Source organism: Wolbachia endosymbiont of Listronotus oregonensis, from assembly GCF_031205055.1.
Classification (GTDB): domain Bacteria; phylum Pseudomonadota; class Alphaproteobacteria; order Rickettsiales; family Anaplasmataceae; genus Wolbachia.
The window spans coordinates 1,284,326-1,299,831 of record NZ_CP102118.1 but is presented as its reverse complement, the minus strand read 5'-3'; the positions used below and the strand labels follow the sequence as shown (position 1 = coordinate 1,299,831).

Sequence of the window (15,506 nt, the reverse complement as noted above, 5' to 3'; positions counted from 1 at the left end):
AAAGTGGCTTAGGTTTACCTACAATTTGAAAAACAAAAATTCGTCATCCCGCTGCTCGTTAGCGGGATCTAGAGATACCGCGAATGAATCGCGGTATGACGTAGGGAAACCTTTCTTGGGTTAGCTATACCAGCAATGATGCCGTTACTTCAAAAATCAGGTAAACCTTTCTTAGGTATATTTTCAAACTCACCAATTAAAGTTTTTATATCTTGCGGTAAATCAGAGACAAATTCCATGTATTCCTTACTTTTTGGGTGGTATAAGCCCAGTGTATAAGCATGTAGTGCTTGCCTATTGAAATTATGAATGAAACTAGAGTTTTTAGCATATTTTGTGCTTTTACTACTATTTTTTCCGTAAACTTGATCACCAACTATGGAATGTCCTATGTGGCTCATGTGGACTCGAATTTGGTGTGTTCTACCTGTCTCTAAAGTGCATTTAACCAGGCTTACTTGTCCTATAACTTTCTGCACTAAATAGTGAGTGATTGCTAATTTGCCTGTGATTTTTGTTACACACATCATTTCTTTATTACCACGCTTTGGAGCAATGTTAGTCTTTATCGTTCCTTGTTGAGTAGACAATGTTCCCCAAACTACTGCTAAGTATTCCCGCTTTACTTTACGATTTGATAACAACTCAGACAAAAAACTATGGGCTTCCTCATTTTTTGCAATTACCATCAGCCCACTGGTATCTTTATCGAGTCTATGAACAATTCTTGGTCTTACATCAAGGTGAGCGATAACTGCGTTCAAGAGCGTATCATTGTTTGTCCCAGCACCAGGGTGCACTGTTAATCCACTTTGTTTACTCAGAACTATAATGTCCTCATCTTCATAGACGATATCAAGTTTTATGTCATAATTAGGCTCAATTGATGTGGATATGTCAGGTTGAACGAGATGCACCACATACTCTTCACCTGGTTTTACTATGTGATCATTATTAATTATCGGTATGCCAAGTAATTTCACCTGCTCATTTTGTATCAATCTTTGAGCTTTACTGCGTGATATGTTGCACTTTTCAGCTACGTAGATATCTAGCCTTAATTTCTCCTTATCATTATTAACACTTAAGGTTATTACTGAGTGATCTATAGTGATTTACCCCGCGCCATTTCCCATGCTGCTTGAATATTTTGATTTACGAAATCAACTTTTGTACTAGGAAGATCACCTTGTTTTTTAATATGGCAAGTTGTTTGAGAGCCATCTTTCCAGTGAATTATTATCTTGTTATCAAAATCCCGTAGTGTTGCCTCAACCTTTTCTTCTTTATTATCTTTTTCTTCCAGCTTAATAGATTCTAATAAATAATATAGAAAGTCACTTGGTTTGCCGTTGATTTTTTCTTTCCATTCATCTGTTTTTTCTCGTTCAAATAAATCTTTTTTCAGCTGCCTTACTCTGTCTTGTTTTTCTAAGACTGCCATTTTTTCTTGTAGCTTCTTCTCTTCATCTACTAATTGATCAGTATTATCTTCATTATCAGGCTCACTTGGTCGGTTGTGTTCTTCTAATAACTGTGTCTGTATCTCTTGATCTGCAGATTCATTAGTACTAGTTTGCATATCTTTATTTGCAGATCGATCAGTATTAGATTGACTACTGCTTCCTTGCCCATTTTGTTGAGGGTTGGGGTTATTAGGTGCGTTAGGTAATCTTTCATCTGCAAAAGTCGCTCCGGATAATCCCATACGGGCTCCAGGTTTAAGTCTAGATATTCTATCTTCTAAAGTCTCTGCTAGATTACTCAAGTTGTTTACTAAACTCATTACCTTTTCTACGTCCACTTCACTCAGTTTACCTTTTACGTCTCCGCTAACTTCTTTACACAGAACATCCACACTTTTACTAATATTTTTCAGGCAGTCAGTTATTTCTTTACTAGCAGTTGTTTTCACCTCATCCACATTTTTCTTTATATCTTTTTCTAATTTATCAAGTAAAGCTTTGAGATCCTTCCCTATACTGCCAAGCGTTTCTTTAATGTTAATATTTGCAGGCTTTAAAAGATCGTTCTTAAATAAACAGCAAATTTTATCAATAAAGTCAGTTAGGTGTCTATTAACTAATCTTCCCAATCGAGATATCGGATCATTCTCCTCTTCACTCTTAAATTTATTCTCCATTACTGATACAACACTACCTTTTCTCCATGGGAGTAAAATATCCACATTATCGAATTTTTTAACAATATTGCATGCGTTATTTACTTCATTACTTTTTAATTTACTCAATGCTATACATATTCCAACAATGAAGACAGCACTCACGAATGCAATGAAACCCCATTCTTCCCAACCATGAACATTGGCAAAGCTAAATTTATTTTGTATCAATGCACCAGCTACAATTAGACCGCTCAGCACATATGGCACAGTAAGCAAAATAACTTTATTTCTATTCTCTTGTCTTTTGTTTTCTAATATTTCTCCCTGTTTTTCAGAGATTGGTAAAATTATTGAAAAACCTTGCTTTTTATCGACCAAATCAGGAACAATTTCTATTGTTAATGCATTTTGAGCAATCTCATTTATTTCATCACTTTTTCCACCTCTAATCTTTATATCTATTGGGCTATCACCATCTTTTGATTTCTCATCTTTTATTTCTTGCTTGTATATATATCTTAGAGCAAGAGAGGTTAATAAAACTACTCCAAAAATAACAGAAACCAGAAAGTAAGTTGGCATTAATGTTGGGTTAAAAGTAGCAATAAAGCTTAAATCGTTAAGGGTTATTACCATTGCAGTTATGTAGGCTAGAGAAAATTGAAGCCAAGTGTTCACAACTGCTATAGGTAGGGTATTATTTACAGAATATTTTTTTGCTGCATGCCATGCTTTAGGGAGAAAACCAATGGCATCATTTATTCTGGCTACATTATGATCATGAGTTAGGTTGAGGTTTAAAGAATTTCCTTCTTGAGTACCTAAATACATAAATTTCCTTACATTTAAATTTAATTAATTATTGTTAACAACACTTTAAAATCAAGCTTTTTAACTTATGCCAAGGCCGGTTAGAGCGCACTTTATTAATCTTTACGTAACGATTTGTTAACCAAATTGAATGTGTGCCATATGTTTTTAGATTGGTGTATTTAATAGTTCTAGTATTACAAACTGAATAGTCGAATTCACTTAATTGAATTATTAAATCAACTTTATCACAATTTTCTGAAATATCTTCTTTTTTATAAGCAAGCAGTACTGATTTATTATTTCCTTTATTATATATACAGCCATAATCGTTGCACTTTAGTCTTTTATCTGGATTGCTATATTTTGTATGATTCAAAATTTGGTTCTGCCCATTTTGTTTCGCCCATGTTTTGACAACAAAGTTCCTATTTTTTCTGGTGAGAGAATATAGTAAGTTATCACTCTCCTTTGCAGCAACATTATCAGCATTTATTAGGATGTCGGGGGTTTTATATGCGGTGCTAAAGCAAATACCTAGTACAATAAAGAAAATTCCGAAGAAACGCCAATTTCTTTCCCACAAGCACAGCCACAATAAACCAAGTGTTATGATAATAATTGATGAGGCAGGAAAAGTACGAATGGGAATAACCAAATACTGAAGACTAGCGATTGCATTTGTTATATACAAGATACTGTCAATTGGGCGCTCTATAAATGGCGCTATAATCCATTCAATACCTAAAGGAATCAATAAGACATAAATTATTCCAAGTGGAATAATAATTAATGTAACTATTGGTATAGCAACTAAATTTGTGATAATACCACTAATTGAAAAATAATTAAAATTGTATATCGTGTACGGAACAGTTGCTAAACTTGCTATTACTGAGCTGATCATTATCGACACAAAATATTTCATTATTTTTATTTTGAACAATTTATTAGCATTAATTTGATAACTGGCAACCAGTGCCAAAACCGCAGAAAATGACATCTGAAAGCCTGGCTTTAAAATTGCTTCTGGTTCTACTGAGAGTATCACTGCAGCAGCAAACGCAATTGCTATTAACCCTCGATATTTTCTCTCATCATTATTGCAACGAGTACTAAAATCACCATGATGTAGGCACGCTGAGCAGAAATTTGCATACCGGTAATCAACAAATAAAACGTGGTTGGCAAGATAGTAAGGAATGCAGATATTTTCTTGGTGTTATACTTAAGAGTCAAAGTTTCAGATATTGCGAATAAATTACGAAACACTATAAAAAACAGGCCAGCAACAAATGATAAATGCAAACCAGATATGGCAAACAAATGTGCTATACCTGAATCTCTTATCGCATCCATAGTTTTTTGGTCTATTCCGTCCTTTTTGCCGATTAGTAATGCAGAAATTATGTCTGCATGTGGTTTTTTAATATTTTGCTGCAGGTTTTCATAAATGTATTGACGGAAAGATTCTATATATTCTTGAAATTTCCTTGCTTCAGCCTTTTTGTGCAAAGCTATTTTGCTTGTTGCAAAACCTGTTGCACTTATTTTCTGATAATATGCTATTCTTGCAAAATCATATGCATGCTCCGAGGGCGCAATCTTTAGAGGGAAGAGTTTTGCTGATAATTTTACTTGATCGCCTATTTTAATGCCTTTTTCCACTTTGGTTCTAACTGATATTCTGATGTTATCTAGAGCTCTATCCGGTGTCATTCCAGCGCGTAACGCTGGAATCCATATCTTTTTTTCTGGATCCCAGTATCAAGTACTGGGATGACAAAAGGGGGTGCTGGGATGACAGGAGAGGATTTTGAGATAGTAGAGACAGAAAGCAGAAATTGTTTGTATGAGCCCCTGTCATTAATGTCCTTCACTGTGGCAATTATATCTTTTACGTATCTCTCTTTATCAAGAATTTGAGTATCAACTAAAGCTGTTCTTAATTTACTAGCTGTAAATCCTATGAGCACTGCAATTAAAGCAATGCATAGTATTGTGTACCTTTTGTGCAGTATCGCAATCAGAGTTAGTGTAGGTGGAAGCAAAAGAAAAATAGATATAGTGAAAATGCAGCTTGGTTCAAAACTTAGGGAAAAATAGGTTAAAATCCCTACACACTGACACACAGGAAACCACAGTATCAAGTTATATTTTTCATTACGTAGGTTATGACGTATATAGCTAACTATTATGTCAAAAAAAGTTAATAAATATACTAATATACGACCCATAGCGGATTTTATCCTTGTATATCCTATAATTGCAAGTATAATAGCTAAATAAACAACGACGCGGGATGGAGCAGCTCGGTAGCTCGTCAGGCTCATAACCTGAAGGCCGTAGGTTCAAATCCTACTCCCGCAACCATTTTCCAACTGTACGAATATTGTGGTTTCAGGTAGAAACTACTTGACAAATTCCCCCAGTCCCCTTATCATAATACTGAAGGTATTCAGTTATCTTCATCTGTGCAGATTAAACAGCAAAAAACAACGTAGTTGGCGTCTTATTTTTAATTTTTTGCACTATGTGCACCTTATGTCTTCACAACATTTCTGGGTTTTTACCTACACAAGCTGAAACGCGCTTATAAGTCGTTTAAGACAGTATAGAACGCCGATTTGCAGGATTAGAGAGTGACAACTAGCTAACACGGGATTTCTTTGCCTTTTTTTTCTGCTTAGTAAATTTCTTAAACATTTAAGATAAGGTGAGTTGCACTTAAAAGCAGCTAAATTGCAGTGTTTAAGACTTAAAAAACGCCAATACAGAAAATAGACAGTGACTAGGGCTTCTTTTGCCTTTTTTTTCATTTGGTAAATTTCTTAATGTTTGTAGCTAAAGTAATTTAGGCCTACCGACAACCGTCATCCCTGTAAAGGTCAAGTATCCCGCTACTTGTTAGCGGATGAGATACCGCGAATGAATCGCGGTATGACGGTCTGCTGCTTGTTAGCGGCTAAGAGATACCGCGGCGGTATGACGGTTCGTGGCGGTATATTCGTCATCCCGCTACTTGTTAGCGGGATCTATGTTAAGAGATACCGCGGCGGTATGACGTAGGGCTGCTGTCATTCCAGTGCTCCTTTTTTGTCATCCGAGTAGCCCCTTTTTTGTCATCCCAGTGTCACGCACTGGCATTTGTTGTAAACTCACTTTTACTCTATGGTTATCTTTTTATACTACCTTGTCTACCTTATTTTGCCGCTCCGCTGAACGGATACGAACAAAGAGCATAACTAAACTACTAATGACTGCTGAGTGAACTTAGGATCCAATACAGACTGCTTAGCCTTTAACACTTGCTCTTCACCATGAACAATGCGTTGATAAATAGTTTCTTTTGAGCATTCTTTTTTAAGAACCTAAAAGCAGATGCAGCAAGATATTCTCTATTTTCTTCAAATGCTAACCAGTAACGGTCTTCTTGCTCACATACAAAACCTGTTGTGTTAGAACCAGCAAAAATATCTAAAACAACATCTCCTGGTTGTGTTAGAAACTGAATAAAAAATTGAGGTAATTTAGCAGGGAATCGAGCTGGATGCTCTTTTACACCTAGTTCCTTACATGCAGCAAGATACTGGCTGTTAGATTCTGAATTGGGAATCTGCAAAAGATTTGATGGAATAGCTCCTCCATTATCTTTACCAAAGCTACTACCAATATTATGTCCTGATGGTCGTTCTTTTGGAGTATAATAAGCCTTTGGGTTCTCGATAAGTTTTTTCATGCGGCCACTGTATTCCACTAGCACCTTTGTGACATCTGCTTTAGGCCACTCAGTTTTGCTGAACCACCATACTGTATTAACAGAATCTTTTGCTCTGATTTTTCTCTTATTTACCCATTCAATTGGACTTGGCAATTTAGAAGGATTATACCAATAGAAATCTTCTGCAAGGAAGAAGCCTATGTCATCACAGAAATGTATAAGCACTCTAAAATTATATAAACTTTTGGATGGCACGCCTTTTTCATAAGCCCCACCTAAATCAAGTACAAAACTGCCTGTATCTTTGAGTTTGCTATGTACTAATTTTGCAAATCGACTAAGCCAGGCAACATATTCGGCTTGGGATTCATTTCCGTATTCTTTTTTCTTTGCAAAGCAAACGGTGGACTGGTTATTACGAGGTCTAAGCTATTGTCTGGTAATTGTGGCAATAGGTTAAGAGAGTCTCCACAATATGCAGCTCCCCTATCTGTAATATATGTGGGTTTACTATTAAATTTAAATTTTTCCAATATGTGCACCATATGAAAGATACTTATAGTCTGTAGACTTATAATTGTCAACTATTATCTTACAAAGATGACAAAAATAAAAAAACAATCTTTGCGGTTACTTCTTTCCCAGAATATACGAAAGATAAGAAATATAAAAGGGCTTTCCCAAGAAACTCTTGCTGATTTATGTGAATTACACAGAACATATATAGGCTCCGTTGAACGTGGTGAGAGAAATATCTCTATAGATAATGTTGAGCGCATAGCAGATGCCCTTGGTGTTGAACCTACTGCACTTCTAAATCAGGATCAAGACAGAAAATGTCTGAAAGATATATTTCCTCATATACGGAAGTATCAGGAGTTTGCTGTTAAGCATGGTATAAATGATATCTTTCAGGATAACGGCGGAAAAATCCTACAAGTCTTATTACTAACTGGACTCACTATTCTTCCAGCACGCGAGGGAAATGATGTCATTGATGAGTATGGTAATGAATATGAGCTTAAATCAGTAAATGCTCTTCTTACAAAAAGCTTTTCTACTCATCATCATATGAATCCTACAATAATTGCAAAATACCGAAAGGTGGATTGGGTATTTGCTATTTATGAAGGAATAGAGCTAAAAGAAATATATAAATTAACGCCGCAAGACCTTGAACCATATTATATTACATGGGAAAAGAAATGGCATGATACTGGTGGTAAAGACATCAATAATCCCAAAATTCCTTTAAAATACGTCAGAGATAAAGGTAAGCTTCTTTATCATTGTGATGAAAGAGTATGTGACCGCCACTAACTTCCTCCATCCCAGGTTGATTTTAAATTGTCCGGAATGCTGAAAACCCTAACATTTAACTCTTTTTTTGATAAACTTGTTTATTTGCTGTTTATTAAAATTTTCACTTCAAAATTTAACCTCACCAAAAGTATAAGAAGCCTGTCCAATGAAAAATTCTTAACCTTCTATAACTAACCCAAGAAAGGTTTCCCTACGTCATACCGCCAAGGATAGATTCCGCTAACAAGTAGCGGAATGACGAATTTGTTGTTTTTCAAATTATCGGTAAACCTAAGTCACTTTAGCTATAAAATTATAAGTTATTTGCTCTTTTTTATCCTTAATCCAGAATTCGGATTAGTAGGGTGTCATCCAATTCTCAATGGTAAATTAAGAAGGGTCTGCAACAACGAATGTAGCTAGGGATATAATTGCTCTATTTTCCAATTGCTTCCCTCAACAAGAGTATATCTAAACCTAGTGTGTCTCCTATATTCACCTTCTTGCCAAAATTCAATTACTTTTGGGATTACGCAAAATCCCACCCAAAAGTCAGGACGAGAAACTTGTGTATTGTAAAATTCTTTCTCCTTCAATTTTATAGCTTGCTCAAAATCTTGCCAATCTTTCAGAATGCTCGATTGTTTTGAGCACCATGCGCTAATTTGACTATCGCGCGCTCGAGAAGAGAAGTATTTGTCAGTTCTTTCATCGTTTAGAAGTTTAACATCTCCTTCAATTCGCACTTGCCTAGCAAATTCTATCCAGTGAAACACTAATGCAGCTTTAGGGTTCTCGGTCAGTTCTTTTCCTTTTCTACTATTTATGTTAGTGAAGAACACAAAACCTTCTTTACTATATTCCTTTAGTAATACTACTCTTGCAGATGGAATGCAGTCTTTGCTACAAGTTGCTAGCGTCATTGCAGTTGGTTGTTTACACGGAGAATTAAGTACTTCTTCATACCACTTTGAAAACAAGTTAATCGGATCTTTTTCAGGTAAAAATGTCATATTCAAAAATAAAATCTTAATTCTGACATACGTTGCAGAAATAAGTGCTACGGCCATTTTGTCGTATAAGTGTTATGATATTGTTGCAGATTTTGCAAGGTTTTTGAACTTTACCATATACGTAAAAGTTATTTTGAAAGTATCCAGCAGATCCAGATGGCTGTGCATAATCTTTCAGTGTTGAACCGCCTGCAGCAATTGCATCACTCAGAGTATTTTTTATTTCAGCAGCAAGTTTTTCGCACTCTCTATAGGTCAAGTCTTTTGCTGACCTGAGTGGTGATATGCGGGCTCTAAACAAACTTTCAGAAGCATATATATTGCCTACGCCAACTATTAATTTATTGTCCATTAATGCTGATTTGATATTCACTTTTTTGTTTTTCAGCAACTCCTGTAAATAGTCTCCACTGAATTCATCCGTGAGGGGCTCTATTCCAAAACCATCAAAAAAATTTATTTCTTGTTCTTTGCTTAAAATAATAACTAATCCAAATCTTCTTGGATCATTAAAGATTATTGAAGTATTATCGGAAAATAAAAATACCACGTGATCGTGCTTATTCCGCACTTGATCATGGTCAGCATATATAAGCTTTCCGCTCATGCCAAGATGTATGATTACAGCCATACTACCATCTGTATTCCAGATCGTATACTTACCTCTACGCTTGATGTTGCGTATGACTTTGCCCTTTAGCATATCATCAATATTTTTTGTTATTGGGGCACGTAAATTCCAATTATTAACTATAACATTGCTAATTTGCTTGTTTTTAATTTTATCAAGCAAAAAGTTAGAGATTACTTCTACTTCTGGTAGTTCTGGCATGATACCTCCTTCAAAACTTAAGTTTCTGATGGTAATTTTGTCGTTAAAGCTTCCTCAAATACGTTTGGGTATTCTGCGGCGCTTCTTCCTAAAAATTCCTCACCACAAACAAATTTTGAAAGGGGTCTGCTTTGTCTACTCTGTTGCTGCTTTTTTCTTTTCAAAATATTTTGCTTTAAAGCTTTCGCTAATCTTTTTTTCTCCTCTTCTTTTTCCTTATTCTTTTTTGTATTATTCATTATCATAATGTATAAACTTGCCGTTGTAGCTCAGGTGGTAGAGTACGTCATTGGTAATGACGAGGTCCCAAGTTCGAGTCTTGGTAACGGCACACTGATTACACTTATAATATTGCATAACTTGCAAGCAAGGCCTAAAAGAAAGTTACAGAGGTAAGTTGTCATGCTTTTTCCATATCCTTTCTACTTTCTTGTTTTTGAGTAGCTCTAATGCTTTGTGAAAGTGATGCCTTGTTTTACTTGGCACTATAATGTCATCAATGTATCCATGTGATGCAGCAAAAAATGGATTAGCAAATTTCTCTTTATATTCTTTGATTAACGTTTGCTGATCTTTTTCATGCCTAAATATAATTTCAACTGCACTTTCAGGGCCCATTACAGCTATTTCAGCAGTTGGCCAAGCATAATTTATGTCACCTTTTAAATGTTTCGAGTTCATAACGATATATGCACCACCATACGCTTTTCTAGTGATAAGGCTAATTTTCGGCACAGTTGCTTCAGCGTAAGCGTAAAGCAGTTTCGCTCCGTGTTGTATTATATTATTGTATTCTTGGTTTTTACCAGGTAAAAACCCCGGAACATCAATAAGTGTGATGATCGGAATGTTAAATGCGTCACAAAACCTTACAAATCTTGCAGCTTTTCTTGAAGAATCAATATCCAAACATCCTGCAAGGTGCATGGGTTGATTTGCAACAATACCAACAGTATTTCCTCCAATTCTACTAAAGCCAATTATAATATTACGAGCAAAATCAGGTTTTAGTTCAAAGAATTTCTTCTCATCACAAACTTTTTCAATGAGTTCATACATATCATAAGGAGTGTTAGGATTGGTAGGAACTAGAGTGTTTAAGGATTCATCAATCTCATTAACATCATTACAGGTTGGTACAGATTTCGGTGATTCTTGATTATTTGCTGGTAAAAAGGTAAGGAATTCACGCATTTTGAGTAGCATCTCAACATCATTATTGAATGCAAAATCTGCCACTCCTGTTTTGCTTGTATGAATTTTTGCTCCACCGAGGTCTTCGAAGCTTACATCTTCATAGGTAACCTTTTTTACTACATCTGGTCCGGTTATAAACATGTATGAACTATTCTTTACCATGAAAGTAAAGTCAGTTAATGCTGGAGAATAAACAGCCCCTCCTGCACATGGACCCATAATTAAAGAGATTTGTGGTATAACGCCCGATGCATTTACGTTTCTTTGGAAAATTTCTCCATAACCAGCAAGGGAATTTACTCCTTCTTGAATTCTGGCTCCACCAGAATCATTTAGTCCGATAATTGGAACCCTGGCATTAATTGCCATATCCATAATTTTGCATATTTTTTTTGCATGTGACGCACCAAGTGACCCACCAAAGACAGTAAAATCTTGCGAGTAAACGAAAACTTTTCTGCCATAAATAGTACCATGACCAATCACTACTCCATCACCTAAAAAATTAGCATTTTGCATGCCAAAATCAGTTGCGTGATGCTTCACGAATTTATCGTATTCTTCGAACGAATTTTCATCGAGTAATACACTGAGCCTTTCTCTAGCAGTTAATTTCCCTTTTTCGTGTTGTTTATTGATTCTGTTAGAACCGCCTCCTTTTTCAGCTTCTAGTGCTTTGGTTTTTAGATTTTCTAGTATTTCAAAGTCTTGCATACAATAAAGTAGTTTTCAAATTAGTTGTAGACTTTATTAAGTTTACAAACCCTATTAACTATACACATACACTATTGCTATATGCAACAGTGTATGTATGATAATTGTTAATGCGCTGGTAATTCCTGGCCACTACTTTGAGAATGTTGTGGTTGACTAACGTTTTCTAGAACAGAAGAAGGTAAACTAACTTTACTGCTTTTCGTTTGTACAAAACTTTTAGCAGCTTCAACAACCTTGCTTATACGAGGTTCTTTTTCTAGCTCTTTTAGGTACTTTGAGAAGATTTCACAACTTTTATCATCAATATGTACTATTATTTTGCCAAAGCTTGAGGCATTTTCTGGTTTGTCAGCCTTTTCAGAAGATAGAGTCATTACAATCTTTTCACTGTTGCTTATTGGAAAAGTCATCTGTAATCTGCCCTTTATATCATGATATTTTTCATCTTGTATTCGTATTACATTATCTCCTTCCCCAATCTTTAATGCTCCATCTAAATTTTGAAATTCTGGATTACTCAGGAATTTTGCAGGAATCACAATGCTTGCTTCTGGACACTGTATACAATAAAATTTATTATCTCTTTCTACTATAACATCTTTTATCACATTTTCTTCTCCATCTTTTTCAATGCCCTCACATACAATTTGTTTTAGATTTGATAAATAGCTGTTATGTTTTTCCAGTAGACTTGTTGGCAATAACTCCAAAACTTTCTCACTCACATAAGTGCCTGTTGAAACTAGGTCGGATATTTTTAACGAAAGAAGATCTAGTTGATGTTTTTCATGAATGGACAACTCGAACTTCTTTAGCAAGTGCACATTAGATATCAGATAATCTATTATTGATAATTCTTCGAAGAACACATAGTACGGCATGCCAAACCTGATCTTTTGACTTTCTCCAAGTTCTACAGATTTTATCCATTTCTTTATCATTTGTCCCACAGTCAGTCGCTTCTCACCACATAACCTAAAAGCTTGACGTATAGCTTCCAATACATTCGAGATATTTTCTTTCATACGTTCATCAACTTGTTCATATATTGCTCCATCTAATTGAAATTCCGACATCACTTCTGGACGGTTCATTTCTTCTTCGAGTTTTTCACACGATGCCCTAAATTCAGGCGTATCTTCATCCTCAGACTCATCCATAGCCTCATCTTCAAAATGCCTGCCATCATCTAGAGAACTAAGCTGCTCATTTATATCTTGCCCTACCATATATCCCCTACTTATAATAAAACAAGAAATTCTAGTTGTATTATGCTCGCGTGATCTATAAAGTCAATAGTTAAATTGCAAGATTTCGGTTATAATTTACTGTGTATAGAAGGTGCTCTTAAATTATGCTAAAAATCGCTATAGTAGGCCTACCAAATGCTGGTAAATCAACTCTTTTTAATAGATTGGTGGGAAGAAAAGCAGCGGTGGTCAGCAATATTCCAGGGGTTACACGAGATAGAAGAGAAGGAATAGGCAGAATTAGCGATTTAGAGTTTAAAGTTATAGATACAGGAGGATGGAACGACCAAACTAATTTTTCACTACAAGTTATTGAACAAATAAAATTTTCTCTATCCAATTCAAACATCATTTTCTTTCTTGTTGATGCAAAAGTGCAAAATGAGCAAAACAAAGAATTTGCAAAGTGGCTGAAGAGAAAAATAAATAAACCTGTGATACTGATAGCAAATAAATGCGAGAGTCATAAGTCTGAAAATGTTGATTATTTGCAGTTTTTTGATTTTCTTGGCCCGGTGTATATCTCTGCCGAACATAATCTTGGCATGGTTGATCTTTATGATGCATTAGCTGATGTTATTGAAAATTTGAACGAAAACACTGATCTATTGGGCAATGAGTCCAGTAAACTTAGAATTGCAATCATCGGTCGCCCAAATGTCGGAAAATCAACTTTTTTAAACAGCCTACTTACAGAAAACAGAGTAATAGTGAATTCAGAGCCAGGCACCACACGTGATTCTGTAGATATTGTATATGATCATAATGGGGAGCTAATTACTCTCATTGATACTGCAGGAATCCGCAGAAAGGCGAATGTTATAGATGACTTAGAATCAAGATTTGTTGAAAAAAGCTTAGAATCAATCAAGCGCTCTCATGTGGTAGTTTTAATGCTAGACTCCCTAGTTGGTATTGAGCAGCAGGATTTATCAATTGGTGAAGCTGCAATTAAGGGAGGGAAAGGGATTATTGTTGTTTTAAATAAGTGGGATTTAATAGGTAAGGATGACAGAAGTAAGTTAATAAAATTTGTCAAACAACAGGAAGTGACTCGGTTATTCTTGGAAGTGCCAACTGTAACAATTTCTGCATTGAAAGGCATGCGCTGCGGCGATGTGATAGATAAGTGTCTTGAAGTGAGTGAATCTTTGAACAAGAAAGTCAGCACTGCAAAACTGAATAAGTGGCTAATTGATGCTTTAGATAGGCACTCTCACCCGCTTGTAAAAGGTAAAGCAGTTAAAATGAAGTATATCGCTCAAATTGGTACTAAACCTCCAGCTTTTTCTTTGATATGTAACATACCTGAAAGTGTTGATGAAAGTTATAAACGCTATTTAATTAATGATCTTAGAAAAAATTTCTTCGTAGATGGTGTGCCAGTCAGATTACTTTTGAAAAAAAATAAAAATCCCTATGCAAAATGAATACTCTGCTTTATACTTTCAGGGGTCTTTATAATAATTTACTTAAAGTCGTGTGTAATAACTCCAGAATTCCTACAATCTTTCTGCTATCAAGTGCTTTTGCTCTAATTTTTGCATATGTGCTAGAATATTTTTTCAACATGCTGCCATGCAAGTTATGTACATACGAGCGGGTAGTTTACTATGTTGCAGGGTTACTTGCAGTAGTATGCATGCTTAAAGACAACAAAATTCTAATCTATGCAACGTTTTGCAGCTACCTCATAGGTGCAGTAATATCTTTTTATCATGTAGGTCTTGAACTCCACTTATTTCATGATGTTTTAGGTTGTACAGAGCAAGCAAGTGGTAACGTTAGTATAGAAGAGCTCAGAAATAATCTACTAAATCCTAATTACTCTCCATCTTGTGACAGACCTCATTACGTTCTAGGTGTTTCCTTAGCAACATGGAATTTAGTTTATCTCATAGCAGCTCTGTTCGTATCAGGTAAGGTGTATTGTGGAGAAAGAAAGAAATCTAAATAATTTAAGGTACAGCAACAATCAGTTCTTGCAACAGGCAATTAGAGTAAATCATGCTGGGGAATATGGAGCTATTTGCATTTATTCTGGTCAAAAATTTATTCTTAAAAAATCTTCTATAATCAATGAAATAATTGAAATGGAAGAGCAGGAAAAAAAGCATTTTCACTATTTTAATGAGAAAATCAAAGAGCAAAAAGTTCGTCCTACTGTTTTGTTGCCAGTTTGGCGTGTTTTAGGAGTGTCACTTGGCGTTGCAACTGCCATTATGGGCAAAAAAGCTGCTATGGCTTGCACTGCTGCAGTTGAAGAAGTTATAGGGGAGCACTACAAAGAGCAAGTTTCACATTTAGAAGATGGGGAATTAAGAGAAACTATAAGTAAATTTCGCGACGAGGAGTTAGAGCACAAAGATATTGCAATTCAGCACAATGCTGAAAGCGCATTTGGCTACAACATTTTATCTTCATTCATAAAAACAGGCTGCAAAACTGCTATTTACTTGTCCAAGTTAATTTAACTAAGCAGCTTTCTTAAAGTGTTTTTAATGTTATGATGACAACAGAAACCAGGAAGGAATTCAAG

The 15,506-nt window shown here is 35.4% G+C and carries 14 protein-coding genes, 2 tRNA genes and 2 pseudogenes; 8 read left to right on the top strand and 10 right to left on the bottom strand.

The genetic code is table 11. The features are described from left to right. Positions 1-149: 149 nt before the first annotated feature. From NMD99_RS06590 to NMD99_RS06580, 3 genes and pseudogenes are all read right to left on the bottom strand, one after another. On the bottom strand, positions 150-1,115 hold the full coding sequence (locus tag NMD99_RS06590; RefSeq protein WP_253309973.1) for an RluA family pseudouridine synthase: 966 nt from the start codon (positions 1,113-1,115) through the stop codon (positions 150-152). Next, complete coding sequence (locus NMD99_RS06585) at positions 1,106-2,956, bottom strand: hypothetical protein (protein ID WP_253309546.1); 1,851 nt, start codon at positions 2,954-2,956, stop codon at positions 1,106-1,108. Before NMD99_RS06585 ends, NMD99_RS06590 begins: the two co-directional genes overlap by 10 nt. A 34-nt stretch (positions 2,957-2,990) precedes the next feature. Beyond that, positions 2,991-4,911 (bottom strand): annotated as a pseudogene (locus NMD99_RS06580) (ComEC/Rec2 family competence protein). Here NMD99_RS06580 and NMD99_RS08045 point away from each other — a divergent pair. The 3 genes from NMD99_RS08045 to NMD99_RS06570 all read left to right on the top strand — a co-directional run bounded on the left by NMD99_RS08045 (position 4,904) and on the right by NMD99_RS06570 (position 6,004). Beyond that, positions 4,904-5,041: a hypothetical protein gene (locus NMD99_RS08045; protein WP_179945548.1), complete on the top strand. Its 138-nt coding sequence runs from the start codon at positions 4,904-4,906 to the stop codon at positions 5,039-5,041. The pseudogene NMD99_RS06580 and the gene NMD99_RS08045 sit on opposite strands and share 8 nt — an antisense overlap. Before the next feature lie 190 nt (positions 5,042-5,231). After that, positions 5,232-5,308: transfer RNA gene (locus NMD99_RS06575), tRNA-Met, on the top strand. Between the two features lie 531 nt (positions 5,309-5,839). Then, the gene (locus NMD99_RS06570) at positions 5,840-6,004 is read left to right on the top strand and encodes a hypothetical protein (protein WP_309165978.1); all 165 of its coding nucleotides are present in this window, start codon (positions 5,840-5,842) and stop codon (positions 6,002-6,004) included. 232 nt (positions 6,005-6,236) lie between these two features. Here NMD99_RS06570 and NMD99_RS06565 read toward each other — a convergent pair. Both NMD99_RS06565 and NMD99_RS06560 read right to left on the bottom strand, forming a co-directional pair. Further along, positions 6,237-6,986 (bottom strand): annotated as a pseudogene (locus tag NMD99_RS06565) (DNA-methyltransferase); the annotation flags it as partial. Further along, a complete protein-coding gene (locus tag NMD99_RS06560) occupies positions 6,977-7,189 on the bottom strand; it encodes a hypothetical protein (RefSeq protein ID WP_309165976.1) in 213 nt (70 codons plus the stop codon). The gene NMD99_RS06560 and the pseudogene NMD99_RS06565, both read right to left, overlap by 10 nt. A gap of 67 nt (positions 7,190-7,256) precedes the next feature. Between NMD99_RS06560 and NMD99_RS06555 the strand changes: the two genes are divergently transcribed. Beyond that, positions 7,257-7,976 (top strand): helix-turn-helix domain-containing protein, encoded by a 720-nt coding sequence (locus NMD99_RS06555; RefSeq protein ID WP_253309548.1) that lies wholly within the window; start codon positions 7,257-7,259, stop codon positions 7,974-7,976. Positions 7,977-8,377: 401 nt separating this feature from the next. Here the strand turns inward: NMD99_RS06555 and pdxH are convergent, their stop codons facing one another. Genes pdxH through NMD99_RS06540 form a run of 3 tightly spaced genes read right to left on the bottom strand, consistent with a single transcriptional unit; the run spans position 8,378 to position 10,042 of the window. After that, the gene (pdxH, locus tag NMD99_RS06550; RefSeq protein ID WP_253309549.1) at positions 8,378-8,971 is read right to left on the bottom strand and encodes a pyridoxamine 5'-phosphate oxidase; all 594 of its coding nucleotides are present in this window, start codon (positions 8,969-8,971) and stop codon (positions 8,378-8,380) included. A gap of 16 nt (positions 8,972-8,987) precedes the next feature. After that, positions 8,988-9,803: a bifunctional DNA-formamidopyrimidine glycosylase/DNA-(apurinic or apyrimidinic site) lyase gene (gene mutM, locus NMD99_RS06545; protein ID WP_253309550.1), complete on the bottom strand. Its 816-nt coding sequence runs from the start codon at positions 9,801-9,803 to the stop codon at positions 8,988-8,990. A gap of 17 nt (positions 9,804-9,820) precedes the next feature. Next, positions 9,821-10,042 carry a hypothetical protein gene (locus NMD99_RS06540; protein ID WP_253309551.1) on the bottom strand — a complete coding sequence of 74 codons (222 nt, stop codon included), beginning with the start codon at positions 10,040-10,042 and terminating at the stop codon, positions 9,821-9,823. A 19-nt stretch (positions 10,043-10,061) separates the two neighbouring features. Here NMD99_RS06540 and NMD99_RS06535 point away from each other — a divergent pair. After that, a tRNA-Thr gene (locus NMD99_RS06535) sits at positions 10,062-10,134 on the top strand. 53 nt (positions 10,135-10,187) lie between these two features. Here NMD99_RS06535 and NMD99_RS06530 read toward each other — a convergent pair. Next, a complete protein-coding gene (locus NMD99_RS06530; RefSeq protein WP_309165974.1) occupies positions 10,188-11,714 on the bottom strand; it encodes an acyl-CoA carboxylase subunit beta in 1,527 nt (508 codons plus the stop codon). A gap of 107 nt (positions 11,715-11,821) precedes the next feature. Continuing rightward, positions 11,822-12,946, bottom strand: a complete 1,125-nt coding sequence (locus tag NMD99_RS06525; RefSeq protein WP_309165973.1) for a hypothetical protein — start codon at positions 12,944-12,946, stop codon at positions 11,822-11,824. Positions 12,947-13,071: 125 nt separating this feature from the next. Between NMD99_RS06525 and der the strand changes: the two genes are divergently transcribed. The 3 genes from der to NMD99_RS06510 are packed head-to-tail and all read left to right on the top strand — an operon-like array spanning position 13,072 to position 15,441. Then, positions 13,072-14,397, top strand: coding sequence for a ribosome biogenesis GTPase Der (der, locus tag NMD99_RS06520; RefSeq protein WP_253309555.1), 1,326 nt, complete (start codon positions 13,072-13,074; stop codon positions 14,395-14,397). Then, positions 14,394-14,924 (top strand): disulfide bond formation protein B, encoded by a 531-nt coding sequence (locus NMD99_RS06515; protein ID WP_309165970.1) that lies wholly within the window; start codon positions 14,394-14,396, stop codon positions 14,922-14,924. The genes der and NMD99_RS06515 overlap by 4 nt, the downstream gene beginning before the upstream one ends. Then, positions 14,899-15,441: a demethoxyubiquinone hydroxylase family protein gene (locus tag NMD99_RS06510; protein ID WP_253309557.1), complete on the top strand. Its 543-nt coding sequence runs from the start codon at positions 14,899-14,901 to the stop codon at positions 15,439-15,441. The genes NMD99_RS06515 and NMD99_RS06510 overlap by 26 nt, the downstream gene beginning before the upstream one ends. Positions 15,442-15,506: the final 65 nt, after the last annotated feature.

What these genes read in the sequence shown, in the direction of transcription:
- NMD99_RS06555 (WP_253309548.1), top strand. Translation starts at nt 7,257, where the DNA reads ATGACAAAAATAAAAAAACAATCTTTGCGGTTACTTCTTTCCCAGAAT.
- NMD99_RS08045 (WP_179945548.1), top strand. Translation starts at nt 4,904, where the DNA reads ATGAGCACTGCAATTAAAGCAATGCATAGTATTGTGTACCTTTTGTGC.
- mutM (WP_253309550.1), bottom strand. Translation starts at nt 9,803, where the DNA reads ATGCCAGAACTACCAGAAGTAGAAGTAATCTCTAACTTTTTGCTTGAT.
- NMD99_RS06540 (WP_253309551.1), bottom strand. Translation starts at nt 10,042, where the DNA reads ATGAATAATACAAAAAAGAATAAGGAAAAAGAAGAGGAGAAAAAAAGA.
- pdxH (WP_253309549.1), bottom strand. Translation starts at nt 8,971, where the DNA reads ATGACATTTTTACCTGAAAAAGATCCGATTAACTTGTTTTCAAAGTGG.
- NMD99_RS06525 (WP_309165973.1), bottom strand. Translation starts at nt 12,946, where the DNA reads ATGGTAGGGCAAGATATAAATGAGCAGCTTAGTTCTCTAGATGATGGC.
- NMD99_RS06530 (WP_309165974.1), bottom strand. Translation starts at nt 11,714, where the DNA reads ATGCAAGACTTTGAAATACTAGAAAATCTAAAAACCAAAGCACTAGAA.
- NMD99_RS06585 (WP_253309546.1), bottom strand. Translation starts at nt 2,956, where the DNA reads ATGTATTTAGGTACTCAAGAAGGAAATTCTTTAAACCTCAACCTAACT.
- der (WP_253309555.1), top strand. Translation starts at nt 13,072, where the DNA reads ATGCTAAAAATCGCTATAGTAGGCCTACCAAATGCTGGTAAATCAACT.
- NMD99_RS06515 (WP_309165970.1), top strand. Translation starts at nt 14,394, where the DNA reads ATGAATACTCTGCTTTATACTTTCAGGGGTCTTTATAATAATTTACTT.